Annotated in this window: 22 protein-coding genes; 20 read left to right on the top strand and 2 right to left on the bottom strand. The window is 70.0% G+C overall.

All coding sequences use genetic code 11. The annotated features are described in order from the left end of the window. Positions 1-13 precede the first annotated feature (13 nt). The 10 genes from VB080_RS04630 (at position 14) to miaB (ending at position 10,760) form a co-directional block, all read left to right on the top strand. Positions 14-2,449, top strand: a complete 2,436-nt coding sequence (locus tag VB080_RS04630; protein WP_323417258.1) for an FtsK/SpoIIIE family DNA translocase — start codon at positions 14-16, stop codon at positions 2,447-2,449. Between the two features lie 162 nt (positions 2,450-2,611). Next, on the top strand, positions 2,612-4,051 hold the full coding sequence (rimO, locus tag VB080_RS04625; RefSeq protein WP_416339602.1) for a 30S ribosomal protein S12 methylthiotransferase RimO: 1,440 nt from the start codon (positions 2,612-2,614) through the stop codon (positions 4,049-4,051). After that, positions 4,051-4,674 (top strand): CDP-diacylglycerol--glycerol-3-phosphate 3-phosphatidyltransferase, encoded by a 624-nt coding sequence (gene pgsA, locus VB080_RS04620; RefSeq protein WP_323417256.1) that lies wholly within the window; start codon positions 4,051-4,053, stop codon positions 4,672-4,674. The genes rimO and pgsA overlap by 1 nt, the downstream gene beginning before the upstream one ends. Beyond that, positions 4,658-5,152, top strand: coding sequence for a CinA family protein (locus VB080_RS04615; RefSeq protein WP_323417255.1), 495 nt, complete (start codon positions 4,658-4,660; stop codon positions 5,150-5,152). Before pgsA ends, VB080_RS04615 begins: the two co-directional genes overlap by 17 nt. Before the next feature lie 81 nt (positions 5,153-5,233). Continuing rightward, complete coding sequence (locus VB080_RS04610; protein ID WP_323417254.1) at positions 5,234-5,533, top strand: helix-turn-helix transcriptional regulator; 300 nt, start codon at positions 5,234-5,236, stop codon at positions 5,531-5,533. Next, positions 5,533-5,727 (top strand): DUF3046 domain-containing protein, encoded by a 195-nt coding sequence (locus VB080_RS04605; protein ID WP_323417253.1) that lies wholly within the window; start codon positions 5,533-5,535, stop codon positions 5,725-5,727. Before VB080_RS04610 ends, VB080_RS04605 begins: the two co-directional genes overlap by 1 nt. 198 nt (positions 5,728-5,925) lie before the next feature. After that, entirely contained in the window at positions 5,926-6,969 is a 1,044-nt protein-coding gene (gene recA / locus VB080_RS04600; protein WP_323417252.1) for a recombinase RecA, read from the top strand. A 4-nt stretch (positions 6,970-6,973) separates the two neighbouring features. Then, entirely contained in the window at positions 6,974-7,489 is a 516-nt protein-coding gene (locus tag VB080_RS04595; protein WP_323417251.1) for a regulatory protein RecX, read from the top strand. Positions 7,490-7,695: 206 nt separating this feature from the next. Further along, positions 7,696-9,273: a ribonuclease Y gene (rny, locus tag VB080_RS04590; RefSeq protein ID WP_323417250.1), complete on the top strand. Its 1,578-nt coding sequence runs from the start codon at positions 7,696-7,698 to the stop codon at positions 9,271-9,273. An 11-nt stretch (positions 9,274-9,284) separates the two neighbouring features. Continuing rightward, the gene (gene miaB / locus VB080_RS04585; RefSeq protein ID WP_323417249.1) at positions 9,285-10,760 is read left to right on the top strand and encodes a tRNA (N6-isopentenyl adenosine(37)-C2)-methylthiotransferase MiaB; all 1,476 of its coding nucleotides are present in this window, start codon (positions 9,285-9,287) and stop codon (positions 10,758-10,760) included. A gap of 140 nt (positions 10,761-10,900) precedes the next feature. Here the strand turns inward: miaB and VB080_RS04580 are convergent, their stop codons facing one another. After that, on the bottom strand, positions 10,901-11,083 hold the full coding sequence (locus VB080_RS04580; RefSeq protein ID WP_323417248.1) for an antitoxin: 183 nt from the start codon (positions 11,081-11,083) through the stop codon (positions 10,901-10,903). A gap of 192 nt (positions 11,084-11,275) precedes the next feature. Here VB080_RS04580 and miaA point away from each other — a divergent pair, with 192 nt between their 5' ends. From miaA to aldA, 9 genes are all read left to right on the top strand, one after another. Continuing rightward, a complete protein-coding gene (gene miaA / locus VB080_RS04575) occupies positions 11,276-12,199 on the top strand; it encodes a tRNA (adenosine(37)-N6)-dimethylallyltransferase MiaA (RefSeq protein ID WP_323417247.1) in 924 nt (307 codons plus the stop codon). 198 nt (positions 12,200-12,397) lie between these two features. Further along, positions 12,398-13,204, top strand: a complete 807-nt coding sequence (gene dapF / locus VB080_RS04570; RefSeq protein WP_323417246.1) for a diaminopimelate epimerase — start codon at positions 12,398-12,400, stop codon at positions 13,202-13,204. Beyond that, a complete protein-coding gene (gene hflX, locus VB080_RS04565) occupies positions 13,204-14,613 on the top strand; it encodes a GTPase HflX (RefSeq protein WP_323417245.1) in 1,410 nt (469 codons plus the stop codon). The genes dapF and hflX overlap by 1 nt, the downstream gene beginning before the upstream one ends. 20 nt (positions 14,614-14,633) lie before the next feature. Continuing rightward, complete coding sequence (locus tag VB080_RS04560; protein ID WP_416339601.1) at positions 14,634-16,610, top strand: ATP-dependent DNA helicase; 1,977 nt, start codon at positions 14,634-14,636, stop codon at positions 16,608-16,610. Positions 16,611-16,744: 134 nt separating this feature from the next. After that, positions 16,745-17,785, top strand: a complete 1,041-nt coding sequence (locus VB080_RS04555) for an iron chelate uptake ABC transporter family permease subunit (protein WP_323417244.1) — start codon at positions 16,745-16,747, stop codon at positions 17,783-17,785. Beyond that, the gene (locus VB080_RS04550) at positions 17,782-18,852 is read left to right on the top strand and encodes a FecCD family ABC transporter permease (protein ID WP_323417243.1); all 1,071 of its coding nucleotides are present in this window, start codon (positions 17,782-17,784) and stop codon (positions 18,850-18,852) included. The genes VB080_RS04555 and VB080_RS04550 overlap by 4 nt, the downstream gene beginning before the upstream one ends. Continuing rightward, the gene (locus tag VB080_RS04545; RefSeq protein ID WP_323417242.1) at positions 18,849-19,685 is read left to right on the top strand and encodes an ABC transporter ATP-binding protein; all 837 of its coding nucleotides are present in this window, start codon (positions 18,849-18,851) and stop codon (positions 19,683-19,685) included. Before VB080_RS04550 ends, VB080_RS04545 begins: the two co-directional genes overlap by 4 nt. Beyond that, the gene (locus VB080_RS04540; RefSeq protein WP_323417241.1) at positions 19,682-20,716 is read left to right on the top strand and encodes an ABC transporter substrate-binding protein; all 1,035 of its coding nucleotides are present in this window, start codon (positions 19,682-19,684) and stop codon (positions 20,714-20,716) included. The genes VB080_RS04545 and VB080_RS04540 overlap by 4 nt, the downstream gene beginning before the upstream one ends. Before the next feature lie 100 nt (positions 20,717-20,816). Beyond that, a complete protein-coding gene (gene aldA / locus VB080_RS04535; protein WP_323417240.1) occupies positions 20,817-22,250 on the top strand; it encodes an aldehyde dehydrogenase in 1,434 nt (477 codons plus the stop codon). Positions 22,251-22,257: 7 nt separating this feature from the next. Here the strand turns inward: aldA and lexA are convergent, their stop codons facing one another. Then, positions 22,258-23,037: a transcriptional repressor LexA gene (lexA, locus tag VB080_RS04530; protein ID WP_323417239.1), complete on the bottom strand. Its 780-nt coding sequence runs from the start codon at positions 23,035-23,037 to the stop codon at positions 22,258-22,260. Positions 23,038-23,202: 165 nt separating this feature from the next. On the opposite strand from lexA, the gene VB080_RS04525 reads away from it, so the two are divergent. Next, positions 23,203-25,908: a hypothetical protein gene (locus VB080_RS04525; RefSeq protein ID WP_323417238.1), complete on the top strand. Its 2,706-nt coding sequence runs from the start codon at positions 23,203-23,205 to the stop codon at positions 25,906-25,908. The last annotated feature ends 7 nt before the right edge of the window (positions 25,909-25,915 follow it).

Raw genomic sequence — 25,915 nt, 5'->3', positions numbered from 1 at the left:
TTAACCTTCGTCCATGGCGACCCGCGCGTCTTCCCCCTCGCGGAGCCGCAGCAGCGCGTCCTCGCGTCCCGCGGCCTCCCGAGCGTCCGGAAGTAAGAAGAGCACGACCCGTAGCACCAGTTCGGCGCGCGGGCGCACCCCGCAACCCTCCGGGCTGAGCCGGTTCCTGTCCGGGATCGGACGCGGCCTGGCCGCGGCCTGGCGCGGGCTGGCGTCGGTGGCGGGTGGCTCGGCGCGGGCGATCGGCAGCGGCGCGAAGGACCTCGACCCGCAGTTGCGGCGCGACGGTGCTGGGCTGGTGCTGCTGATCCTCGGCTTGGTCACCGCCGGCGAGTTCTGGTTCGGCCTGCCGGGCTCCCTGGGCCACTGGGTGCGGATCGGGGTCACGACCCTGGTCGGCTCGTTCTGCTACGCCGTGCCGGTGCTGGCCTTCTTCATGGCCTGGCGCACGCTGCGCCACCCGGACCGCAACGGCCCCGGTGGACGGCAGGCGATCGGCTGGACGCTGAGCCTGCTCGGCGTTCTCGGCCTGATCCACATCGCTGACGGGCTGCCGCGCGGACACGAGACGGAGGCGGTCCGCGCCGCCGGCGGCTTCCTGGGGTTCTTCTCCTCCTCCTTCCTGGTGGACCTGGTCAGCGTGTGGATCGCCGTGCCGATCCTGGTGCTGGTGGCGGCCTTCGGTGTGCTGGTGATCGTCGGCATCCCGGTGCACGAGATCCCGACCCGGCTCGCCGAGCTGAAGAAGAAGTTCACGCCGCCGCCGAAGGAACTCACCGACTTCACCCGTGACGAGGCCTATACCACGCCGCTGGTGCGTGAGCCGGAAACCCGGGTCGACATCGACCCGGCCGACCTCGAGCTCACCCAGCCCATGGAACGTCCCGCCAAGGTGACCGCCGGGCTGCCGAAGAAGGCCGAACTCGAGGTGCCGACGATCTCCCCCGAGCCGCTGCGGGCCGAGCAGTTCCAACTCTCCGGTGACGTGGTCTACACCCTGCCTGACCAGACCCTGCTGAAGCCCGGTAGCGTGCCCAAGGCGCGCAGCCAGGCCAGTGACGCGGTGGTGGCCAGCCTCACCGGTGTGCTGCGGCAATTCGAGATCGATGCCGAGGTCACCGGCTACACCCGCGGGCCGACGGTGACCCGCTACGAGGTCGAGCTGGGCAATGCGGTCAAGGTCGAGAAGGTGACGGCGCTCGGCAAGAACATCGCCTACGCTGTGGCCTCGGCCGACGTCCGGATCCTGTCGCCGATCCCCGGCAAGTCGGCGATCGGCATCGAGATCCCGAACGCCGACAAGGAGATCGTCTCGCTGGGCGACGTGCTGCGCTCCAACCGGGCGCGGGGCGACCATCACCCGATGACGGTCGCGCTGGGCAAGGATGTCGAGGGCGGGTACGTGGTTGCGAACATGACCAAGATGCCGCACCTGCTGGTGGCCGGCGCCACCGGTTCGGGCAAGTCCAGCTTCGTGAACTCGATGATCACCTCGATCCTGATGCGCGCCACACCCGACGAGGTGCGGATGATGCTGGTCGATCCCAAGCGGGTCGAGCTCACCCACTACGAGGGCATCCCGCACCTGGTCACGCCGATCATCACCAGCCCGAAGAAGGCCGCCGAGGCGCTGCAGTGGGTGGTGCGGGAGATGGACACCCGGTACGACGATCTGGCTGCCTTCGGCTTCCGGCACGTCGACGACTTCAACAAGGCGGTTCGCTCGGGCCAACTGCAGCCGCTGCCGGGGTCGGAGCGGGTGCTGGCCCCCTACCCCTATCTGCTGGTGATCGTGGATGAGCTGGCCGACCTGATGATGGTCGCGCCCCGCGACGTGGAGGACTCCATCGTCCGGATCACCCAGCTGGCCCGGGCCGCCGGCATTCACCTGGTGCTGGCCACCCAGCGTCCGTCCACCGACGTGGTGACCGGCCTGATCAAGGCCAACGTGCCCAGCCGGCTGGCCTTCGCCACCAGTTCCATGACCGACTCTCGGGTGATCCTCGACACTCCGGGCGCGGAGAAGCTGGTCGGCCAGGGCGACGCGCTCTTCCTGCCGATGGGCCAGTCCAAGCCGCTGCGCGTCCAGGGCTCCTGGGTGACCGAGGCCGAGATCCGCTCGGTGGTCAGCTACGTCAGCGAACAGCTGGCGCCGCAGTACCGCGACGATGTCGCGGCGCCGGCGGACTCCGGCAAGACCGTCGCCGAGGACATCGGGGACGACCTGGAACTCGTCCTGGAGGCCGCTCAGCTGGTGGTGAACCTGCAGCTGGGGTCGACCTCGATGCTGCAGCGCAAGCTGCGGGTCGGGTTCGCCAAGGCCGGCCGGCTGATGGACATCCTGGAGACCCGGGGGATCGTGGGCCCCTCGGAGGGCTCCAAGCCGCGTGAGGTGCTGGTCAAGCCCGACGACCTCGATGAGGTGCTGGCCAACCTGCGGGAGGGCTGAGACCTCGACCGGCACCGGCAGCTGCAGAAACCGGGCAGAAGAGGCGAGCCGCGTGGATAGTGCACGCGAGTGGGCTGGAACACCCGGTTTCTGCGCGCGACGCGCGGTGACGGTCCGGGCGCGCCGCCGCGCAGCGGCTCACAGCCTGTTTCGGTAGGCTCCATGCCCATGACTTCGCAGCTCCCGGCCGTGCACATCGTGTCGCTGGGCTGCGCCCGCAATGAGGTCGACTCCGAGGAGCTGGCCGGCCGACTCGCCGTCGGCGGATTCTCGTTGGTGGACGACCCGTCCGATGCCGAGGTGGTGGTGGTCAACACCTGCGGGTTCATCGACGCGGCGAAGAAGGACTCCATCGACACCCTGCTGGCCGCAGCAGACCTGAAGGACGAGGGGACAGTGCGGTCGGTGGTGGCGGTGGGCTGCCTTGCCGAGCGTTACGGCGCCGAACTGGCCCGTGAACTACCCGAGGCCGACGCCGTCCTCGGTTTCGACGACTACGCCGACATCTCCGTGCGGCTGCGTGGCATCCTGGCCGGCGAGACCCGGCCTGCGCACGCCCCGCGCGACCGGCGGACCCTGCTGCCGCTGACCCCGGTTGCCCGGCCCGCGGCCGCCCGCGGACTGTCGGTGCCCGGCCACGCCGACCTGCCCGCCGGGCTCGCGCCGGCCAGCGGCCCGCCGGTGCTGCGCCGCCGATTGGACGGCAGCCCCACCGCGCCGCTGAAGATCGCCTCGGGCTGCGACCGGCGGTGCGCCTTCTGCGCCATCCCGAGCTTCCGGGGCTCCTATCTCTCCCGTCCGGTCGACGAGGTCGTCGCCGAGGCCGGCTGGCTGGTCGGCCAGGGCGTCCGCGAGGTCATGCTGGTCTCGGAGAACTCCTCCTCCTACGGCAAGGATCTGGTCGGTGCTGGCGGGCTGGAGTCCCTGCTCGAAGCGCTCAACGCCGTCGACGGGCTGGACTGGGTGCGGGTCAGCTACCTGCAGCCGGCCGAGCTGCGGCCGTCGCTGATCGAGGCGATCTGCGGCCTGGACAAGGTAGTGCCCTACTTCGACCTGCCCTTCCAGCACGCCTCTGCCACAGTGCTGCGCCGGATGCGCCGGTTCGGCGATGCGGCATCCTTCCTCGGACTACTGGGCAGCATCCGGACGCGGGAGCCGCTGGCCGGTGTCCGCTCGAATGTCATCGTCGGCTTCCCCGGCGAGACCGAGGAGGACATCGAGATCCTCACCGATTTCCTGGTGCAGGCCCGGCTGGACGCCGTCGGGGTCTTCGGCTACTCCGACGAGGAGGGCACCGAGGGCGCCAGGTTGGACGGCAAGCTGCCAGCTGCCGAGATCGCCGATCGGGTCGAGCACCTCGCCGCGCTGGTCGACGAGATCACCCGGCAGCGGGCGGAGGATCGGCTGGGTGAACGGGTCAGGGTGTTGCTGGAGGAGCCGGGCGAACGCCGGGAGTGGACCGGGCGGGCTGCCCACCAGGGCCCGGAAGCCGACACCACCACCACGGTCTCGGGGCTGGTCGATGGCCGACCCGGGCAGCTGGTCTGGGGTAGGGTCGTCGCTGTGGACGGGATGGACCTCATCGCGGAGGCGGAGTTGTGATGGCCGCCACTTCGCCGACCCCGACTGCCGGAATCCCGGCCTGGCTGCCCAACTCCTTGACCATCCTGCGACTGATTCTGGTCCCAGTCTTCGTCGTGGTGCTGTTCGTCGCGCCAACCAGCCTGCCCTGGCGGCTGGCCGCCTCGGCGACCTTCCTGGTGGCGATCCTGACCGATTTGTTCGACGGCCGGCTGGCCCGCAAGTACAACCTGGTCAGTGATTTCGGCAAGATCTGGGACCCGATCGCCGATAAGGCGCTGACCGGTGCGGCCTTCATCGGCCTGAGCGTCCTTGGCGAGCTGCCCTGGTGGATCACGATCCTGATCCTGGCCCGGGAGTGGGGGATCACCTGGATGCGGGTGCGGATGCTGAAGTACGAGGTGATGGCGGCAGCCCCCGGCGGCAAACTGAAGACCGTGCTGCAGTCGATCGCGCTGGTGATGTTCCTGGCCTACCCGATCCAGCTCACCCAACAGCCGGCCCCGTGGTGGTTCTGGCCGGCCTGGGTGGTGATGGCTGCGGCATTCGTGATGACCCTGGTGACCGGTGTGCAGTACGTGGTGGATGCGTGGCGGCTGCGGGCCAAGGCCCTGGCGGCGACGGGCGATGACTCGCAGTCTTGAACCCGATCCGCTGGCGGTGCGGGTGGTGGCCGCCTTCAGTGCCCGCGGGCTGACGCTGGCGACCTCCGAATCGCTCACCGGCGGTCTGATCGGGGCGTCCCTGACCGGCGTGCCGGGCGCGTCGGACGTCTATCTGGGCGGTGTGATCGGCTACGCGACCGGGATGAAGGCGGTGCTGTCCGACGTCCCGGAGCCGGTGCTGGCAGCCCACGGCGCGGTGGCGGAGGAGACCGCCCGGGCGATGGCGGACGGCGTCCGGCGTCGCACCGGGGCCGACTGGGCGGTGGCGGTGACCGGGGTGGCAGGACCTGCCCGCCAGGAGGGCAACCCGCCCGGCACGGTCTGGCTGGCGGTGAGCGGACCGGGACGGACCAGTACCCGGCGGGGTGGCTTCCAGGGCGACCGTGCCGCCGTCCGGGAGGCGACGGTGGACGCGGCGCTCAGCCTGTTGCTCGGCGAACTCGGCGCCGAGGGCTGACCCGGGAACAGGATCCTCCGGCGTGGTGTTGTGTCACTCAGCGGAGTCTCCCCGAGCGACAGGTAGAGTTCATCCATGGTCATGTCGATCCCAGGGCGCCCGGCGCTGATGCGCGAGGCGCTTGGTGAAGTCCTGCGCGAACTGCGGACCTCGGAGAAACTGACCCTCCGCGAGGTGTCCTCCCAGGCGCGGGTGAGCCTCGGCTACCTCTCCGAGATCGAACGTGGCCAGAAAGAGGCCTCCAGCGAGTTGCTGAACTCGATCTGCGGTGCCCTTGACGTGCCGCTGTCCGTGCTGCTGCGGCGGGTGAGCGACCGGATCGACGCCCAGGCCGTGGTCACCCAACTGCCGGTGCGCACCGAGCGGGTCGCTGCGGCCTGATGCGTGAGACCGAACTCTGGTCCAGGTTGCGGCAGTTGCTCGGACCGGCCTACACCCCGGTCTGGGCCGATTCCGTGGTACACGCCTCGCTGGGTGGACGGACGGTGACCGAGGCGCTGGCGGCAGCCCTGCCGGTGAAGCAGATCTGGCTGGCCGCCTGCCTGAGCCTTGAGGTGCCCGAGCACGAACGCTGAGGAGCGCGCTTCCGTATCCTCGTCCCCGCGTGTCGCGTGATTTCGAACAGGTGTTCGCCTAGGCTGTGGACATCGTCGGCAGGACACGTGGTTTTCCACAGTCCTGCGCGTCGCCTGAACCACTGTCAGTGGTGGTGCCTAGGGTGGCAGACGTCGAAAAGCAGAGGTCGGCGCGGCCGACGAGGAAAGGACAGTGCGATGGCGGTTGCAGATCGCGAGAAAGCCCTTGAGGCAGCGCTTGCCCAGATCGAGAAACAACATGGCCGCGGCTCGGTGATGCGCCTGGGCGAGGACAGCAGGCAGCCGATCGAGGTGATTCCCACCGGGTCGATCGCGCTCGATGTCGCGCTCGGCATCGGTGGCCTGCCGCGCGGCCGGGTGGTGGAGGTCTACGGCCCGGAGTCCAGCGGCAAGACCACCGTCGCCCTGCACGTGATCGCCAACGCCCAGGCGGCCGGCGGCATCTGCGCGTTCATTGACGCCGAGCATGCGCTCGACCCGGAGTATGCCGGCAAGCTCGGCGTCGACACCGATCAACTGCTGGTGAGCCAGCCCGACAACGGCGAGCAGGCGCTGGAGATCGCCGACACTCTGGTCCGCTCAGGGGCGCTCGCGCTGATCGTGATCGACTCGGTGGCCGCGCTCACCCCGCGCGCCGAGATCGAGGGTGAGATGGGCGACAATCATGTCGGTCTGCAGGCCCGCCTGATGAGCCAGGCACTGCGGAAGATGACCGGTGCGCTGTCGGGTGCCAACACCACCGCGATCTTCATCAACCAGCTCCGCGAGAAGATCGGTGTGATGTTCGGTTCCCCGGAGACCACCACCGGCGGCCGGGCGCTGAAGTTCTATTCCTCGGTGCGGCTCGACGTCCGCCGGATCGAGACTCTGAAAGACGGCTCGGAGATGGTCGGCAACCGCACCCGGGTCAAGGTGGTGAAGAACAAGGTCGCGCCACCCTTCAAGCAGGCCGAGTTCGACATCCTGTACGGCCAGGGGATCAGCCGGGAGGGCGGCCTGATCGATCTCGGCGTCGACTGCGGCATCATCCGCAAGGCGGGAGCCTGGTTCACCTACGAGGGCGAACAGCTCGGCCAGGGCAAGGAGAATGCTCGCACCTACCTGAAGAACAACCCCGAGATCGCCGACGAGTTGCAGCATCGCATCCTGACCCAGCTCGGAATCGGCACCGAAAAGGTGCCCGAGGGAATCGACCCGGTGACCGGTGAGGTCTCCTTCTGAGCCGATGACCGACGAGCAGGTGCAGCCTGACGAGCCCGCTGCCGACCCGGTTGAGGTCGCCCGCGAGATCGCGTTACGCCTGCTCACGGTCCGGCCGCGCAGTCATGCCGAACTCCAGGCCGCCATGGCCCGCAAGGGAGTGCCGGACGAGGCTGCAACCGAGGTACTGGAGCGGTTCACCGACGTCGGGCTGATCGATGATGCGGCGTTCGCCAGAGCCTGGGTCGACTCCGGCACCCGGCGGGTCCGTGGTCGGCGTGTGCTGGCGCGCGAACTGGCAACCAAGGGAATCGACCGGGAGTTGATCACCGAGGTGCTGGCCGAACGCAGTGGTGACGAGGAATGGGAGGCTGCGCTCGGCTTCGCCCGCCGGAAGGCGCAGACGATGACCGGCCTGGATCGCCAGACCCGGTTCCGGCGGCTGTCCGGAGCCCTGGCGCGCCGGGGATTCGGTACCGATGTGGTCTTGGCGGTGGTCAAGGAGGTTCTGCAGGAGGAGCCCGACGAATTCACCGACTGAGGGTTGTCTTGCAGAAGCCGCTGCGGCGGCCTAGCCTGCCGCTAGGTGCATCTTCGGAGCGCCACTGAGCGATTGACGTGTTTTCCGGGGCCTGAACCCCACTGTCATCCCGTCCGCCAGGCGGGATGTTGAGGCGTCTCATGACACCGGTGCGTCCCTCGCCGCGTGGTGCCCCGGCTGCGCTCACCCCGGCGCAAGGAGAACCCATGGACACGATGCAGGTGTTGGTCATTGTGATCGCGGTCCTGGGAGCGGCGAGCCTGGTGATGGCAGTCGTCTTCCTGGTGAATCTCCGTGCCCAGCAGCGCACTGTTCAACAGGCCGCGCGACGAGCGGTGGAGGAGGAGCGCAGCCGAAGCCCGCTGGCCCTGCCCGAGTTGCGGCCCGGCAGGACGAAGGAACCACGTGAACCGCGGCCGGAGCGTCCGGCCAAACAGCGGCACCCGAAGAAACCGGTCGCACCAGCGGACGACAGCGAACCGGACGTGTCGCTGCAGGAACGTGACCGGCTGCTCCGGGACCGGGAGACAGGGCTGGCCAGCCAGGAAGCCGAGTTGGCCTCGGCCCGCGTGGACCTGCAGCGCCAACAACTCCTGGTGGACGAGCGCGCGGCAGCGCTCGCTGCGGCCGAGGCGGCCCATCAGGAGCGGCTGGAGACGCTCGCCGGAATCACCGCCGACCAGGCACGCACCGAACTGCTGGCCAGGGTGGAGAGGGACAGTCGCCTGCAGGCAGCCCAGTTGGCCCGCGAACTGGAGACGGAGGCCAAGCGCACCGGTGAGGCCCGGGCGCGCCAGATCATCGTCGGCGCGATCCAGCGCCTGGCAGCCGAGCAGACCACCGAGTCGGTGGTGGCGTCCGTGCCGCTGCCCAGCGATGAGATGAAGGGCCGGATCATCGGCCGTGAGGGCCGCAACATTCGCGCCTTCGAGCAGGTGACCGGGGTGAACGTGATGATCGACGACACCCCGGAGAGCGTGCTGCTGTCCTGTTTCGATCCGGTTCGCCGCGAGATCGCACGCCTGACCCTCACCGAGTTGGTCGAGGACGGACGAATCCACCCCGCCCGCATCGAGGAGGTGTACGAGCGCAGTCAGCGCAACATTGAGGAACTCTGCCTGCGAGCCGCCGAGGACGCGGTGCTGGAGATGGGGATCACCGATCTCGACCCGGGCCTGTTGCAGTACATCGGAGCGCTGAAGTATCGCACCTCGTACGGGCAGAACGTCCTGGCGCACCTGATCGAGTGCGGGCACATCGCCGCGCTGATGGCCGCAGAACTCGGGATGGATGTTGCGGTCTGCCGCCGGGCGGCCTTCCTGCACGACATCGGCAAGGCCCTCACCCACGAGGTGGAGGGCTCCCACGCTGCCGTCGGGGCCGACCTGGCCCGCCGGCACGGCGAACACCCGGACATCGTCCACGCGATTGCCGCCCACCACAACGAGATCGAGCCACGCACCGCGGAGGCGGTGCTTACCCAAGCCGCCGACGCGATCAGCGGAAGCCGTCCAGGCGCCCGGCGGGAGAGCCTGGAGATCTACGTCAAGCGGCTGCAGCGGCTGGAGGAGATCGCGCGTGCCCATGCCGGGGTGGACAAGGTGTTCGCCATGCAGGCCGGCCGCGAGGTGCGGGTGATGGTGGCGCCCGACCGGGTCAGCGACGCCGAGTCCCACGCGATTGCCCGGGAGATCGCCCGCGAGGTGCAGGGCGAGTTGACCTACCCGGGCAGCATCAAGGTGACGGTGGTGCGCGAGTCCCGGGCGGTGGCGCTGGCACGGTAAGATTTGACCCCGTGGCTAGCGCAGTAACCCAGACCGCCTCCCGCACCTACCAGGTGGTGACCTACGGGTGCCAGATGAACGTGCATGACTCCGAACGGATCGCGGGCGTCCTGGAGGATGCCGGTTACCTACCGGCCGCGCAGGACGAACAGGCCGATGTGGTGGTGTTCAACACCTGCGCGGTGCGGGAGAACGCCGACAACCGGCTCTACGGCAACCTCGGACACCTCGCTCCGGTAAAGGCGTCGCGTCCCGGGATGCAGATCGCGGTCGGTGGCTGCATGGCGCAGAAGGACCGCACCATCGTGGTGCAGCGAGCACCCTGGGTCGACGTCGTCTTCGGAACCCACAACCTCGGCTCGCTGCCGGTGTTGCTGGAGCGGTCGCGGGTGCTGGAGCAGTCGCAGGTCGAGATCGTGGAAGCGCTGGAGCGCTTCCCGTCCACGCTGCCGACCCGGCGTGACTCGGCCTACGCAGCCTGGGTGTCGATCAGTGTGGGCTGCAACAACACCTGCACCTTCTGCATCGTGCCAGCGCTGCGCGGCAAGGAGACCGACCGGCGGCCGGGTGACATCCTGGCGGAGATCCGGGCGCTGGTGGCCGAAGGCGTCCAGGAGATCACCCTGCTGGGGCAGAACGTGAACAGCTACGGCGTCGAGTTCGGCGACCGGGGTGCGTTCGCCAAGCTGCTGCGGGCCTGCGGCGATGTCGAGGGCCTGGAGCGGGTCCGGTTCACCTCGCCGCACCCGGCGGCATTCACCGATGACGTGATCGCCGCCATGGCCGAGACCCCGAACGTCATGCCGTCGCTGCACATGCCACTGCAGTCGGGTTCGGACGCGGTGCTGAAGGCGATGCGGCGCTCCTACCGCAGCCAGAAATTCCTCGGCATTCTCGACCGGGTGCGCTCCGCGATGCCGCACGCGGCGATCACCACCGACATCATCGTCGGTTTTCCCGGCGAGACCGAGGACGACTTTCAGGCCACCCTCGACGTGGTGGCTGCCTCCCGGTTCTCCGCGGCTTTCACCTTCCAGTACTCGATCCGGCCCGGCACGCCGGCGGCCACCATGCCCGACCAGGTGCCCCACGAGGTGGTGCAGGAGCGCTACGAGCGGCTGGTCGACCTGGTCGGTGAGGTCGCTTGGCAGGAGAACCGCCACCAGGTCGGCCAGCGGGTCGAGGTGATGTTCGCCGACGGCGAGGGACGCAAGGACGCCGCCACCGCACGGATGTCCGGAAGGGCGCGCGACAACCGGCTGGTGCACGTGGCCGTTCCGGATGAACCGGCGGCGCGGCCGCGCCCGGGCGACTTCGCCGAGGTGGAGGTCAGCTATGCCGCCCCACACCACCTGAACGCCGACGGTGGGCTGCTGAGCCTGCGCCGCAGTCGCGGCGGGGACGCGTGGCAGGCCAGGCAGGAAAAGCCGAGCGACGCTGCCGGACGTCCGCTGGTCGGGCTGGGCATGCCCACGCGCTCGGCCTGAGCGGCCGGACGGTGAGCCGGCCTTGCGCTGAGCTGGCCCTGCGCTGAACTGGCCCTGCGCTGAACTGGCCCGGACATGAGCCAGGGGGCCGGCCTGGCGGCCGACCCCCTGGGTTCGTCGTAGTCAGACCGTCGACCGGCCTACTTGTCTCCTCCGGCCAGGTTCTCCACCTGGTCCTTCAGGAAATCCTGCGCCTGGTCGACCTGGGCCGCAAACTGGCTGTTGGTCGCTTGATCCACCGCGTCACCGACAGCGTCGATGCCCTTGGCGATCTCGTCCTCGTGGCCAGCAACGGCTCCCTTGATCTGCTCAACGAAATCCATGCGACCTCCTTTCGTCCAAGCGCCGTAGACCTTCCGCGGCTGCTCCACCTTTGTACCCCATGTCGGGGGTGCTGCCAAGACCCCGGGCGGTGAGTTCACAGGAGTCGTCGAGACTTCAGGGCCGAAGTGGGACACGATGGCCGCCGGGCCTCCGGTTGGGCGGCGCTACGGCACGAGCGGCACAATGGCGGAGTGCTCCCCGTCCTGGTCGTCAACGGTGTGACCGCCAGCGGCAAGACCGCGGCGGCGGTCGAGGTCGCGCAGCACTTGGGAGCAGATGGCGTACCGGCGGAGGTCGTGAACGCTGACTCGATGCTGGTCTACCGCGGGATGGACATCGGCACCGCCAAACCGACCCTCGCCGAGCGCGGTGGCGTACCCCACCACCTGATCGACATTCTGGAGGTCACCCAGACGGCCAGCGTTGCGGCCTTCCAGCGGTTGGCCCGGGCCGCGATCGCCGATTGTCGCAACCGCGGCGTCGTCCCGATCGTGGCCGGTGGTTCGGCGCTCTACATGCGGGCGATCCTGGACGAGTTCGAGTTCCCCGGCACCGACCCGGCGGTGCGTGGACGGCTGGAGGCCGACCTGGCCGAGCTCGGGCCGGCGGTGCTGCACGCCCGGCTGGCCGAGCTGGCGCCGCAGGCGGCGGCCGGTATCCTGCCCGGCAACGGCCGCCGGATCGTACGGGCGCTGGAGGTGATCGAGCTGACCGGTTCGTTCTCCCCGGTTCTGCCACAGGCGGTCTACGCCATCGAGGACGTGCTGCAGTTCGGGCTGGAACTCGATCGGACGACGATGGACGCCCGGATTGAGCAGCGGGTGGACCGGATGTGGCAGCAGGGTTTCGTCGACGAGGTGCGAGGGCTCATTCCGTGCGGGCTGAGGCGGGGGAAGACGGCGTCGCGGGCGTTGGGCTACCGGCAGATCCTCGAGTACCTCGACGGTAGCTGCACCGAGGACGAGGCACGGCAGGCCACCGTCTCCGGTACCCGGCGGTTCGCCCGCAAGCAACGGGGCTGGTTCCGGCGCGACCCGCGGATCACCTGGCTGCCGGCCGGTGAGGCAGCGGAGCGGATCCGGGACGCCTTCCGGCTGGCGCTGGATCCGTCGTAACCGCGCGCCACCGGGCGCAGATCCCACCGGCCAACACCCGCAAGCGCACCATGTCGCAATCCTGCGTCTCGACGGTCGCGTTCCGCCGGAATCGGCACGTCTGCGAACTCGACCAGCAGAATCACGACAGGCAAAGGGGCCGGCAACGTGCGTGGCAGAGCTGAAGGGTAGGCTCGAGCAGACAACCGGGGAGATGTGATGCGTGAACTGCCGTTCGTGAAGGGCCATGGCGCCCGCAACGACTTCGTGCTGTTCACCGACCCCGAAAACAGGGTTGAACTGAGCGATGCGGAGGTCGCCGCGATCTGTGACCGCCGGGCCGGGATCGGCGCCGACGGCGTGCTGCGCGCCGTCCGGGACGCCGACGGGCAGTGGTTCATGGACTACCGCAATGCCGACGGTTCGCTGGCGGAGATGTGCGGCAATGGGCTGCGGGTCTTCCTGCGCTACCTGGCGTCCGAGGGCCTGGTGCACGACGAGCGGGTGACGGTGGGGACGCGCGCCGGCGAGCGTACCGGAACCTTCCTGCCGGACGGCCGGATCGCGGTCACCATGGGCGCGGTCCGGATCGATCCCGACCGTCCCGAGGTGACCATCGGCGACCGGTGCTGGCCGGGGATCCCTGCCGACGTCGGCAATCCCCACGTGGTGTCGGTGGTGGCCGATCAGGCCGAGCTGGATGCGCTGGATCTCTGTGCCGCGCCAGGAGTGCCTGACGGCCGTTTTCCCCACGGCGTCAACGTCGAGTTCGTCGCACTGCTCGAACCCGGCCATGTCCGGATGCGGGTGCACGAACGCGGCTCGGGAGAGACCTGGGCCTGCGGAACCGGCGTCGTAGCGGTGGCGGTGAGTGTCGGCGGCGCCGTCCCCGGCGGCGACCCGGTACGGGTCACCACCCCGGGCGGCGATCTGGCGGTGCACGTCCAGCCGGACGGTGAGGCGGTGCTGACCGGCCCGGCCGTGCTGGTCGCCCGCGGCGTGATCGACCTGGAGGTGATCGGCTGATGACCCGGCCAACAGACATCGAACTCGACGTCGACGGCGAGCAGCTCGACCTGGAGGAGCGGCACTCGCTGCGCCGGGTGGCCGGCATGTCCACCCAGCTCACCGACATCACCGAGGTCGAGTACCGCGAACTACAGCTGGAGCGGGTGGTGCTGGTCAGCGTCTGGGCCAACGGTAGCGAGGTGGACGCCGACAACTCTCTCGCCGAGCTCAAACTGCTCGCCGAGACCGCCGGCTCCCAGGTGCTCGAAGGTCTGGTGCAGAAGCGCTCCTCGCCCGACCCGGCCACGTTCATCGGCCGCGGCAAGGTAGAGGAGCTGCGCCAGGTGGTGGTGGCCACCGGCGCCGACACGGTGATCTGTGACGGCGAACTCGAGCCCGCCCAGCTGCGCAACCTGGAAGACCGGGTGGGGGTCAAGGTGGTCGACCGGACCGCGTTGATCCTCGACATCTTCGCGGCTCATGCCAAGAGCGTCGAGGGCAAGACCCAGGTCGAGCTTGCCCAGCTGCAGTACCTTCGGCAGCGGCTGCGAGGCTGGGGCGGCAATCTCTCTCGGCAGGTCGGCGGACGGGCGGCGGGCGGCGCCGGTATCGGTGGCCGCGGCCCCGGCGAGACCAAGATCGAGGTCGACCGCCGCCGGATCCGGACCCGGATCGCCACTTTGCGGCGGCGGCTGCGCGACCTGGATGCCGTCCGGGAGACCAAGCGGTCGGGACGGCGGCGCAACCAGGTGCCGAGCGTGGCGATCGTCGGCTACACCAATGCCGGGAAGTCCTCCCTGCTCAACCGCCTCACCGGTGCCGGGGTGCTGGTCGAGGACGCCCTGTTCGCCACCCTCGACCCGACCACCCGGCGGGCGCAGACCGGCGACGGCCGGCAGTACACGCTCACCGACACCGTCGGGTTCATCCGGCACCTGCCGCACGATCTGGTCGAGGCCTTCCGCTCCACCCTGGAGGAGTCGGTGGAGGCCGACCTGTTGCTGCACGTGGTGGACGGCTCGGACGCCGACCCGTTCGGCCAGATCAAGGCCGTCCATGAGGTGCTGAGCGGCATCGGCGCAGCCGCGGTGGCCGAGCAACTGGTGGTGAACAAGATCGACCAGGCCGAACCTGACGCGCTGCTGGCGCTGCGGGGCGCCTACCCGGATGCGGTCTTCGTCTCCGCCCGCACCGGCGAGGGGCTGGACGAGCTGCGCGCCCGGGTTGAGGCACGGCTGCCCCGTCCCGGGGTCGAGGTGCGGGCGTTGGTGCCCTACGACCGCGGCGACCTGATCAACCGGATCCACCAGTCGGGGGAGTTCCTGACCACCGAGCACACCGGCAACGGCACCCTCGTGGTCGCTCTGGTCAACGCCGACCTCGCCGGCGAGCTGTCACGCTATGCACTGCCGCAGGAGGCGAGCTGAGCGAGCAGGTCGCCGACGCGGTGCTGGCCACGGCGGTGGAGCGGATCGGCGGGAGGGCGCGCGCGGGCCAGCAGCAGATGGTGCGCGAGGTGGCCCAGACCATCGCCACCGGCGAGCACCTGCTCGTCCAGGCCGGTACCGGCACCGGCAAGTCGCTCGGCTATCTCGCGCCGGCGTTGGCGCACCTGGCGGAGGACCCGCAGGCCCGGGTGATGATCGCCACCGCGACCCTGGCACTGCAGGCGCAGTTGGCCACCAAGGACATCCCGGCGGCAGTGGAGGCCTGTCAGCAGGTCACCGGTCGCCAGATCTCCCACGCGGTGCTGAAGGGGCGCAGCAACTACGCCTGCCTGCACCGGGTGCGCCAGGGGGCCGGCCCGGACGCGCAGGGCACCCTGCTGGGCGGTGCCGAACTCGCCGAGGCGGTGGTCGCCGCAGGCGCCGACGCCACCAGCGTGCTCGGTGCCCAGGTGGTGGCGCTGCGGGAGTGGGCCGAACTCCAGGCCGCCGGCGGCGGCCTCGCCGACCGGGACGACGCGCCCAGCCACACGCCCGCGGCCTGGGCGCAGGTCTCCGTCCCGGTGCGCGAGTGCCTGGGGGTGACCGCATGCCCGTTCGGTGCCGAGTGCCTGGTGGAGAAGTCTCGTGCCCGGGCCCGCGCCAGCCAGCTGGTGGTGACCAACCATGCCCTGCTGGCGATCGACGCCATGCACGGCCACACCGTACTGCCCGAGCACGATCTGGTGATCGTCGATGAGGCACATGAGCTGGTGGCCCGGGTGACCGGCGCTGCCTCCCACGAGCTGAGCCCGCAGGGGGTCGAGCGCGTGGCAAGGCGCTGTCTGGTGTGGCTGACCGACGAGGTGGGGGCGGCCTTCCTGGACGCGGCCGACACCCTGCAGGAGGCTCTGGACGGCACCGACCCGGGCCGGATCGAGGACCCGGAGGCTGAGATCGTGGCCGCGTTCCGGGTGGTGCGGGATGCCGCCCGGGCGGCGGTGTCGGGGATGGCCGGGGCCGAGGACCCCGATGCCGTCCAGGCGGCGGCGGCCGCCAAGGAGGTCTTCGACGTCGCCGAGCAGTTGGCCGGGCTGGGCGACCATGACGTGGTCTGGGTGGGGGAGCGGGAACGCTTCGGCAAGCAGGCCTACTCCGCACCGCTGAGCGTCGCCGGGCTGATCCGGGAGCAGATCCTCGGCGAGGTTCCCGGGGTGCTCACCTCCGCAACCCTCAAACTCGGCGGCGACTTCCTGCCGGTTGCACGCAGCCTGGGGCTGGACCAGGAGCAGGGTGAGCCCGGACAGGGCCGGACCGCGCTGGGCTGGCGCGGGGTGGACGTCGGCTCGCCCTTCGACCACCGCGGCCAGGGCATCCTCTACATCGCCCGTCAACTGCCGCCGCCGCAGCGCGACGGGATCGGGCCACAGACCCTGCAGGAGATCGCCGAGCTGGTGTGGGCAGCAGGCGGTCGCACCCTGGGCCTGTTCGCCTCGCAGCGGTCGGCAGAGGCTGCCGCCCGGTACTGCCGCGCCGAGGTACCCGGGGTGACCATCCTGTGCCAGGGCGACCGTCAGCTCAGCGAACTGACCCGGCAGTTCGTGACCGAGCCGGAGGCATCGCTGTTCGGCACCCTGTCGCTGTGGCAGGGGATCGACGTGCCCGGCGACACCTGTGAGCTGGTGGTGATCGACAAGATCCCGTTCCCCCGTCCCGACGACCCGCTGATGCAGGCCAGACAGCGGGCCGTGGCCGAAGCCGGCGGCAACGGCTTCATGGCGGTGGCCGCCACCCAGGCCGCCCTGCTGCTGGCCCAGGGGTCGGGCCGGCTGATTCGTACCCTCACCGACCGAGGCGTGGTGGCGGTCCTCGACCCACGCCTGGTGACTGCCCGCTACGGCAGCTTTCTGCGGGCCTCGATGCCGGACTTCTGGACCACGACCGACCGGGAGACAGCGGTCGCAGCGCTGCGGCGGCTGGGGGAGTCGCGGGCTGGCTGAGGGACCACCGCGCCGCCACGGTTGCGGCCGGAGGATCCGGTGCGCGGACGCCGCCCAGCCGCGGCACAAATAGGTTAGGTTAGCCTTACCAAAATAACCCGTCCGGCGGACCCGGACCCTGGCAGGAGACTCCCGTGACGCTCACGATGCCGCGACCGGTGGCTCCGGCGCCGGTGGACGTGCTGGCGCGCCGACGGGTGGCGGTGGTGGCGGTCGGACTCGGCCTGCTCGCCCTGGTGGTGCTGGCCAGTTTGTTCGTCGGCTCCGGCGACCTCCCGGTGGCGGCGGTCTGGCAGGCACTCGGACAGGACTCCGGAAGCTCCACCGACCTGATCGTGCGGCAGTACCGGGTGCCGCGCACCCTGCTGGCGGTGGTGGTCGGTGCCGCGCTGGGCCTGTCTGGCGCGATCATCCAGGCGATCACCCGCAACCCGCTTGCCGACCCCGGCATCCTGGGGGTCAATGCCGGGGCCTACACCGCCGTGGTCTTCGCGGCTGCGGTGCTCGGGCCCTCATTGTCGGTCACGCATGTGGTGATCGCCCTGGCCGGTGCGCTGCTGGCCGCCTTGGTGGTGTACGGCATCGGGACGGTCGGTCCGGCTGGCGGCACCGCCACGAAGCTCGTGCTCACCGGGACGGCGCTGGGTGCGGTGCTGACCGGGATCAGCTTCGCCGTCACCTTGACCCGTCCGGAGGTCTTCGACCGGATCCGGTACTGGAGCGCGGGGTCGCTGCAGGGCCGCCAGTTCGACACCCTGTGGGCGGTGCTGCCGTTCATCGCCGCCGGGACGGTGATCGCCCTGCTGCTGCCGCGGGCGCTCAACGCCCTCGCCCTCGGCGACGACACCGCGGTGGCGCTGGGCTCACGTCCGGCGCTCACCAAACTCGCGGGGGTGGCGGCCATCACGCTGTTGTGTGGCGCCGCGACAGCCGCGGCGGGTCCGATCGCCTTCATCGGCTTGATGGTGCCGCACGCGCTGCGGGCGCTGGTCGGCCCCGACCAGCGCTGGATCGTCCCGCTGAGCCTGATCGTCGCCCCGATCCTGTTGCTGGTCGCCGACATGATTGGACGGCTGGCAGCGGCCGCCGAGTTGCCAGCGGGTGTGGTGACCGCCTTCGTCGGTGCCCCGGTGTTGATCCTGCTCACCCGGCGGGTGCCGGGAAGGTCACTGTGAGCACCCCGCCCCTGGCCGGAGCGCCCAGCTGGCCGGGTCAGCTGCGCCCGGTCCGGATCGGTTCGCTGAGCGGGCTGCTCGACGTCCGCGCCACGGTCTGGACGCTGGCCGTGGCACTGGTCGCACTGGCGGTCGGCTTCGGCGCCCTGGCGGTCGGCAGTTCCGGCCTCGGGCTCGACCAGGTGATGGCCGCGCTGCGTGGCACCGCGGATCCGGCGACCACCCGGATCGTCGTGGAGTGGCGGCTGTCCCGGGTGGTGTTCGCGCTGCTCGGCGGCGCCGCGCTCGCCGTCGGCGGCGCAGTCTTCCAGGCGATCACCCGCAACCCGCTCGGCAGCCCGGACATCGTCGGGTTCAGCACCGGCGCGTACACCGGCGCCCTGCTGGTGGCGCTGGCCGGGTTGAACTCCGCGCTGGCGACGTCCGTGGGGGCGCTGGCCGGCGGACTGCTCACCGGGGTGGCGGTCTACGGGCTGGCCTACCGGCGTGGGGTGACCGGTTCCCGGGTGATCGTGGTCGGGATCGGTGTCAGTCTCTTCCTGGGCGCGTTCAACACCTGGGTGCTGACCACTATGAAGCTCGAGCAGGCGATCTCTGCCGCCAGTTGGGGTGCGGGCTCGCTCAACGACATCGGCTGGCTGCAGGTCTGGCCACTGGCGATCGGGTTGCTGCTCGTCCTGCCGGTGGTGCTCTGGCTGGGTGCCGACCTGCGTGCCCTCGAACTCGGCGACGACACCGGTCGCGGCCTGGGAGTACCGGCCGAACCGGTCCGGGCCACCCTGCTGCTCGCCGGGATCGCCCTGGTCGCCCTGGTCACCGCGGCGGCCGGTCCGATCGCCTTCGTCGCGCTGGCCGCTCCGCAACTGGCGCTGCGGGCAACCCGCACACCCGGGGTGCGGGTGTTGCCGTCGGCGGCCTTCGGGGCGCTGCTGCTGGTGGTCGGCGACCTGATCGCGCGCACCATCATCGCGCCCGCACAACTCCCGGTGGGGGTCGTGACGCTCTGTCTGGGCGGTGGCTACCTGGTGTGGCTGCTCGCCGGTTTCGGAAGGAAGGCCCTGCAGTGACCGACCCTCGGCAGGCGCGGCTGCAGGCCGCGGCCCTGAACTCCGGCTACGGGGAACGGACGATCATCGAGGATCTCGACCTGGCGATCCCGGACGGCTCGTTCACCGTCATCATCGGCCCCAACGGCTGCGGCAAGTCCACCCTGCTGCGCTCCCTGGCCCGGCTGATCAGGCCGACCTCCGGTGCGGTGCTGCTGGACGGTGCGGACATCGCCACCAGCCGGACCAAGCAACTGGCCCGCACCATCGGGCTGCTTCCGCAGAGTTCGATCGCGCCCGAGGGGATCACCGTGGTCGACCTGGTCTCCCGCGGCCGGCATCCCCACCAGTCGGTGCTGAGACGCTGGGGCGAACAGGACGAGGCGGCCGTCCGGGAGGCGCTGGAGCGCACCCGGCTGACTGAACTGTCCACCCGGGTGGTCGACGAGCTGTCCGGCGGCCAGCGCCAGCGGGTGTGGATCGCCATGGCGCTGGCCCAGCAGACGCCGCTGTTGCTGCTGGACGAGCCGACCACCTACCTCGACATCTCCCACCAGATCGACGTCCTCGACCTGTGCACCGAACTCCACCGCGAGGGGCGGACTCTGGTGGCCGTCCTGCACGACCTCAACCAGGCCGCGCGTTACGCCACCCACCTGGTTGCTCTGAAGCAGGGACGGATCATCGCCCAGGGAACACCCTCGGCAGTGGTGACCGCCGAACTGCTGCACGAGGTCTTCGGCGTCCAGGCTCGGATCGTCCCCGACCCCGAGACCGGCGGTCCCCTGATCGTCCCGCGGGCACCTGCCCAACCCCAGACCCCCATCCCCACAACCATCGGAGGAACTCCATGAAACGGATCGTCGCGGCCCTGGCCGCAACCACTCTCGGCTCGCTGCTGCTCGCCGGCTGCGCGGCTACGCCCACCGCTGAACCGTCGGGCTCGCCCTCGGCGGCGCCGGCCAGCTCGGCCACCGCCGGCCCCGGCGGCACCTTGGCCAGCGTCGAGACCCTGTTCGGCACCGTCGAGGTGCCGCAGCCTGCCGACGGCGACCTGACGGTGATCGCCCTGGGCTGGTCGGACGCCGAGGTGGCGCTCGCCCTCGGCGCGAAGCCAGTGGCGGTCTATGACTGGCAGGGTTTCGGCGCGGACAACAAGGGTGTCGGGCCCTGGGCGACCTCGCTGTTCGGTGACGCCACGCCCACCGTGATCCAGAACGTGGGCGACGACCTCGACTACGAGACGATCGCCTCGCTCGACCCCGACCTGATCCTGAACACCCGGTCGGCGGGCGACGAGGCGCAGTACCAGCGCCTGTCCACGATCGCTCCGACCATCTCCGCCCCGCCCGGGACCGGCGCCTTCGCCACCACGTGGGATGCCCAGACCCGGCAGGTCGCCCAGGCGCTCGGCAAGACGACCGAGGGCGACGCCCTGGTCGCCGCGATCGGGCAGCAGCTGGCAGCAGCCAAACAGGCCAATCCCGGCTTCGCCGGGAAGACCGCCGTCACCGGCACCAAGTTCGGTGACGCCTATGGCGCCTACATCGCCGGCGATGCCCGCTGGGACCTGATCGAAGCGCTCGGCTTCGTCCAGAACCCGCCGGTGCTCGCCCTGGAAACCTCGGGCTTCTTCGCCCCGGTGCCGGCCGAGAAGATCAGCGTGTTCGACGCCGACGTGGCGATCCTGTTCCCGATCGGCTACTCCCTCGACGAGCTGAAGGCGGATCCGCTGATCGCCTCGCTGACGGTGGTGAAGGAGAACCGCGCCATCTACCTGGACGCCGAGCAGGAGTTGAGCCAGGCCTTCAGCGCCGCCAGCCCGCTGAGCATCCCGATCGCGGTCGCCGGGATCGTCCCCCAATTGGCGGCGATCATCAGCTGAACCAGGGAGTTTTCCGGTTCACCCGCGACCGGCCGGCGGCTGTGCTAGGACGAGAACTGGCACACCGCCGTGCCGTCGCTCAGGAAGGGGTGACCTGGAAGTGGAGACCTACCAGCAGTTCATCAACGGCGCCTTGGTCGATTCGCACTCCAGCGAGTGGATCGAGATCGAGAATCCCTACACGACGCAGGTGATCGCCCGCGCCCCCAGAGGCGATGAGACCGACGCCGACCGCGCAGTCGAGGCCGCCAAGGCGTCCCAGGCGGCCTGGGCGAAGCAGGCTCCGGCGAGCCGGGCGGCCTACCTGAAGAAGTTCGCCGCGTTGATCCGGGAGAACCGGGAACGACTGGCCCGGGTCCTGGCCAGCGAGCAGGCGAAGATCCTGCCGCTGGCCCAGGTCGAGATCGACGTCACCGCCGAATACTTCGACTACTACGCCGGCTGGGCCAGGATCTACGAGGGCGAGATCATCAACTCCGACGATCCGCGGGAGAACATCCTCCTGTTCCAGAAGCCGATCGGCGTGGTGGCGGGCATCTGCCCGTGGAACTTCCCGTTCTTCGTGATGGCCCGCAAGGTCGCTCCGGCGCTGCTGACCGGCTGTTCGATCGTGCTCAAGCCGTCCAGCAACACCCCGGCGACCACCTTCGAGTTCGCCCGCCTGGTGGCCGGCCTCGACCTGCCGCCGGGCGTGCTGAACTTCGTCTCCGGCGGTGGAGCCACCCTGGGCACCGCACTGGTCCGCCACCCGGACGTCGACATGGTGTCGCTGACCGGCTCGGTGGAGGCCGGGCAGGAGATCATGCGCAATGCCGTCGACAAGGTGATGAAGACCTCCCTGGAACTGGGCGGCAAGGCGCCGGCGATCATCTTCCCGGACGCCGACATCGACCTGGCCGTCAAGGGGGTCACCGATTCCCGGCTGATCTACTCCGGCCAGGTCTGCAATTGCTGCGAGCGGGTGTACGTCCACGACGCGATCTACGACGAGTTCGTCGGCAAGCTGAAGGCCTCCTTCGAGGCGTCGGCCTACGGCGACCCGTTCGCCGACCCGGCACCGGTCTACAGCTCGCAGATCGATGCCGCCCAGTTGGAGAAGATCAGCCAGATGGTGACCCGCGCAGTGGACGCCGGCGCCGAGGTGCTCACCGGCGGAAAGCAGGCGGATGTCGGAACCGGCTACTTCTACCAGCCGACCCTGATCACCGGTGCCGCGCAGGACTCCGAGATCGTCCAGCAAGAGGTGTTCGGGCCGGTGCTGCCAGTGCTGCGCTGGAGCGACTACGACCAGGTGATCGCCGACGCCAACGGCGTCGAGTACGGCCTGACCTCCTCGGTGTTCACCACCACTATCAACACCGTGATGCAGGCGGTCAAAGACCTGAACTTCGGCGAGACCTACGTCAACCGCGAGCACTTCGAGGGGATCCAGGGCTTCCACGCCGGCTGGCGGAAGTCGGGGGTCGGCGGTGCCGACGGCAAACATGGACTGTACGAGTACCTGCAGTCGCAGGTCGTCTACATCCGCTACTGAAAGCCCATTACACCCGCCGCAGGACGGCGACCACCTTGCCGAGAATGCTGGCCTGGTTGCCGTCGATCGGCTGGTAGGCGGGGTTGTGCGGGAGCAGCCAGATCTGCCCCGGAGTGCGCTTGAAGGTCTTCACCGTGGCCTCGTCACCCAGCAGCGCGGCCACGATGTCGCCGTTGTCGGCGGTCGGCTGTTGCCGGACCACGACGTAGTCCCCGTCGCAGATCGCGGCATCGACCATCGAGTCGCCCCTGACCTCCAGCAGGAAGAGGGTGCCCTCGCCGACCAACTGCTTTGGCAGGGCGAAGACATCGGAGACCGCCTCCTCGGCCAGGATCGGCCCGCCGGCGGCGATCTGACCCAGGATCGGCACGTGGACAGTGGGGGCTGCGAAGTCGTCGACACCGGTCTGGTCGGTACCGGCGTCCACCGCGGGACGTACCGGCGACAGTGAGCCGGGCAGCCGCACCTCCATGGCCCGCGGCCGGTGCGGGTCGCGGCGCAGGTAGCCCTTGGTCTCCAGCACCTTCAGCTGGTGGGCGACCGAGGAGGACGAGGCCAGTCCGGCGGCGTCGGCGATCTCGCGGATGCTTGGCGGGTAGCCGCGTTCGGCGATGGCATCGCGGATCGCCTCCAGCATCCGGCGCTGCCTGGGGGTGAGGCCGTCGGCGTCGGTCGGACCGTCCGGCAGCTCGCTCACCGTGGTGCCCAACTGGGCAGCGACGTCCTCCTTGCGGGGACGGCCGCGACGGCGCGGCGCCGGATCGGAAGCGGGAGTCTTGGTGGCCATGAGGCAACGCTAGGGTGAATCGGGCGGAGAATCAAACACCTGTTCGATGTGTCGCGATGTTCGTCGTCCTGTCGTTGGGTGATGGTCTGGTTCTCCTATGCTTCCGGCCAGGGACGTCGTCAGGTTTCGGCGCGCGAGCCGGGAGGCCGGAAGGGAGCAGCTGCGATGACGGAGCGAACAGGGGCCAGGCGTCGGCGGGGACGGCTGGTGGCGATGACGCTGGCATTGAGCGTTGGTCTGGCAGTGACACCGGCCGGGGTGGGTGTGGCAGCTCCGGTGCCGCAAGCCCCGGTGAAGAAGCTGGGGGAGTGGAAGGTCGAGTCGCTTGCCGGCGGACTGTGGCGGGTGTCATGGCGCTCGCCGAACCGGCTGCCGGTGACCTCCGACCGTCCCACCATCGTCGACGCCGGTATCCCGCTGGGCACCACCACCGTGGCCGACGACGGCCGGACGGTGTCGACGGTCACCAGCGTGACGAACGTCCCGAACCTCGCCCGGTTGAATGTCGTGCTGTCCGGCGACCGGTTGGATGTCCCCGGCCGTGACCGGCCCGGCACCCAGGCGGACCCGGGGAAGACCGAACCCGGGCAGCTGCTCAGCTTCGATCCGGGCAAGCCGGGGACGTTCCCGGTCACGGTCTCGGACTACCAGGGTGCGCCGCTGCGGATGCAGGGCATGGCAGCACCGATCGAGTTCGTCGAACATGTGGTGGAGCCCAGGCTGGACGCTGCTGCCGGCTCGCGCCCGCTGGTGGTCTTCCTGCACGGACGGCACGAGTACTGCTACGCGACGGACGGGAACTCCGGCGACGGCGCCTGGCCGTGCGCCGGGGGTGAGAAGGAGGTGCCCAGTCAGCTCGGCTACGACTACGTCCAGCGAGTGCTGGCCTCGCAGGGCTACACCACCGTCTCGATCCGCGCGAACGGGATCAACGCCCAGGACGATGGCCTGGCCGACGCCGGTGCCGACGCGCGGGCGAAGCTGGTCAGGGCCCACCTCGACTCCTGGGTGTCACTGGCCGGCAAGCACCACGTCGACCTCTCACGGGTGATCCTGGTTGGCCACAGCCGCGGCGGTGAGGGAGTGGCCAGGGCCGCCCTGCAGATTCCGCTGGACGCGCCCTACCGGGTGGTGGGAGCCGTGCTGCTGGCGCCAACCGATTTCGGCGGCCAGGCGGTTCCCTACGTCCCCACCGTCACCGTCCTGCCGTACTGCGACGGGGACGTCTCCGACCTGGAGGGGCAGTTCTTCACCGACGCCGCCCGTGACCTGGTGTCCGACGACACCGCATTGCACAGCTCGGTACTGGTGATGGGGGCGAACCACAACTACTTCAACACCGAATGGACGCCGGGCAGCTCGAAGGCCCCGGCAGGCGACGACTGGTGGGGTGACAGCAAGCAGCCGTGCGGCAGCGCCGACCCGAACCGGCTGACCGCCGCCCAGCAACGCTCGGTCGGCACCGGCTACATTGCCGGCGCCGTGCAACTGTTCGCCGGCCAGCGCAGCGAGGCGGTGGCGCTGTTCAACGGCTCCCGGGTGAGGCTGGCCTCGACCGGACGGGCGGTGGTGCTCAGCCACGCCATCGGCGGTGGCCGCGAACTACGCCGGCCCAGCCTGGACGCCGGGCTCACCGACGGCACCGCGCAGACCCAGTTCTGCCAGGGCCGGGACAAGTTCGGTGGTGGGCACTCGATTTGTGGCCGCGATGTCGGCGGCTGGTCGGAGACCCCGCACTGGGCGTTCGCCGGCGAACTCCAGCCGGAACGCCGGGCTCTGGAGCTGCAGTGGGACAAGACCGGCCAGGTTGGTGGCCTGTTGCTCGACCGACCCCTCGACCTGACTGGCAGGCAGCTGCAGCTGCGAACCATCGTCGACCCCGCGACACCCACGGTGAAGCTGGCCGTGCGCCTGACCGACACCGCCGGGTCGATTGCCGACCTGGAGCCGGTCGGCGGCAGTCAGCTGACTGCGTTGCCGACCGGGACGGACCTGTCCCGCCGGTGGGCGCAGGCGGTGATCGTCGACCCGTCCCGGGCGGCGGTGGACACCTCGCGGATCCGCTCGGTCGAACTGGTCGCCCGCTCGGGCTCCGGCCGGGTCTGGGTGCTGGACGCCACGGCGGTCCCCACCCGGCTCCCGGCGCCCCCGGAGAAGCGGGTGGCACTGGTCTCGCTGGGCGAGCTTGAGCTCGCCGAGGGGAACGGTCCCGGCACCACCACGGCCCGGGTGCCGTTCACCGTCTCGGGCAGGATCACCGCGCGCAGCAAGCTGCAGGTGCGGGTGGCGCGTGAGGGGAAAGGGGTGGAGACCGTCACCGTCGAGCTCGCCCCCGGGCAGTCACGCGGCAGCGTCCCGGTGGATTTCGTGGGGGACACCATTCCCGAGCCGGACGGCGAGGAGTTCTCGGTCACCGGCTGGGGCTACCGCGGCGTGATGACCGACGACTACCTCGGCAGCCTGCGGGTGATCGATGACGACCCGCTCCCGAGGTTCACTGTCAAAGCCGTGCACCGCACTGTCAAAGAGGGGAAGAAGGCGGTCTGGAAGGTCACTTTGGCAGCCTCGGTCCCGGTGTCGGTCCCGATCGAGATCAGCGTGGTCCGCGGGCCGAAGAAGGTCCGCCCGCTGAACGGTGACGACGTCTCGCGGCGCTGGCTGTCCGAGCACGTCTGGCCGGCCAGCCGGAAGCGGGCGTTGTACGCCCAGGACGTCTATCTCGACGCCGCGGTCAGGGCCGGCAAGCGGAGCACCACGATCAGCATCCCGATCAGGTCGGACCACCGCCGGGAGGGCCGCGAGCAGATCACCCTCGCCTTCACGATCGGCACCCGCACGGTGACCCGGACGGTGTACGTGGCGAAGAGCTGAGGCGGTT

The organism is Propionicimonas sp., assembly GCF_034927565.1.
In the GTDB taxonomy this organism is placed as follows: domain Bacteria; phylum Actinomycetota; class Actinomycetes; order Propionibacteriales; family Propionibacteriaceae; genus Propionicimonas.
This window is presented reverse-complemented; position numbering and strand designations above follow the sequence as displayed.

Bases quoted from the DNA above. Each gene is read 5' to 3' on its own strand.
- lexA (WP_323417239.1), bottom strand. From the start codon at position 23,037: ATGGCCACCAAGACTCCCGCTTCCGATCCGGCGCCGCGCCGTCGCGGC.
- rny (WP_323417250.1), top strand. From the start codon at position 7,696: ATGGACACGATGCAGGTGTTGGTCATTGTGATCGCGGTCCTGGGAGCG.
- rimO (WP_416339602.1), top strand. From the start codon at position 2,612: ATGCCCATGACTTCGCAGCTCCCGGCCGTGCACATCGTGTCGCTGGGC.
- VB080_RS04605 (WP_323417253.1), top strand. From the start codon at position 5,533: ATGCGTGAGACCGAACTCTGGTCCAGGTTGCGGCAGTTGCTCGGACCG.
- VB080_RS04540 (WP_323417241.1), top strand. From the start codon at position 19,682: ATGAAACGGATCGTCGCGGCCCTGGCCGCAACCACTCTCGGCTCGCTG.
- VB080_RS04630 (WP_323417258.1), top strand. From the start codon at position 14: ATGGCGACCCGCGCGTCTTCCCCCTCGCGGAGCCGCAGCAGCGCGTCC.
- VB080_RS04525 (WP_323417238.1), top strand. From the start codon at position 23,203: ATGACGGAGCGAACAGGGGCCAGGCGTCGGCGGGGACGGCTGGTGGCG.
- pgsA (WP_323417256.1), top strand. From the start codon at position 4,051: ATGGCCGCCACTTCGCCGACCCCGACTGCCGGAATCCCGGCCTGGCTG.
- VB080_RS04580 (WP_323417248.1), bottom strand. From the start codon at position 11,083: ATGGATTTCGTTGAGCAGATCAAGGGAGCCGTTGCTGGCCACGAGGAC.
- VB080_RS04595 (WP_323417251.1), top strand. From the start codon at position 6,974: ATGACCGACGAGCAGGTGCAGCCTGACGAGCCCGCTGCCGACCCGGTT.
- hflX (WP_323417245.1), top strand. From the start codon at position 13,204: ATGACCCGGCCAACAGACATCGAACTCGACGTCGACGGCGAGCAGCTC.
- VB080_RS04615 (WP_323417255.1), top strand. From the start codon at position 4,658: ATGACTCGCAGTCTTGAACCCGATCCGCTGGCGGTGCGGGTGGTGGCC.
- VB080_RS04610 (WP_323417254.1), top strand. From the start codon at position 5,234: ATGTCGATCCCAGGGCGCCCGGCGCTGATGCGCGAGGCGCTTGGTGAA.
- recA (WP_323417252.1), top strand. From the start codon at position 5,926: ATGGCGGTTGCAGATCGCGAGAAAGCCCTTGAGGCAGCGCTTGCCCAG.
- dapF (WP_323417246.1), top strand. From the start codon at position 12,398: ATGCGTGAACTGCCGTTCGTGAAGGGCCATGGCGCCCGCAACGACTTC.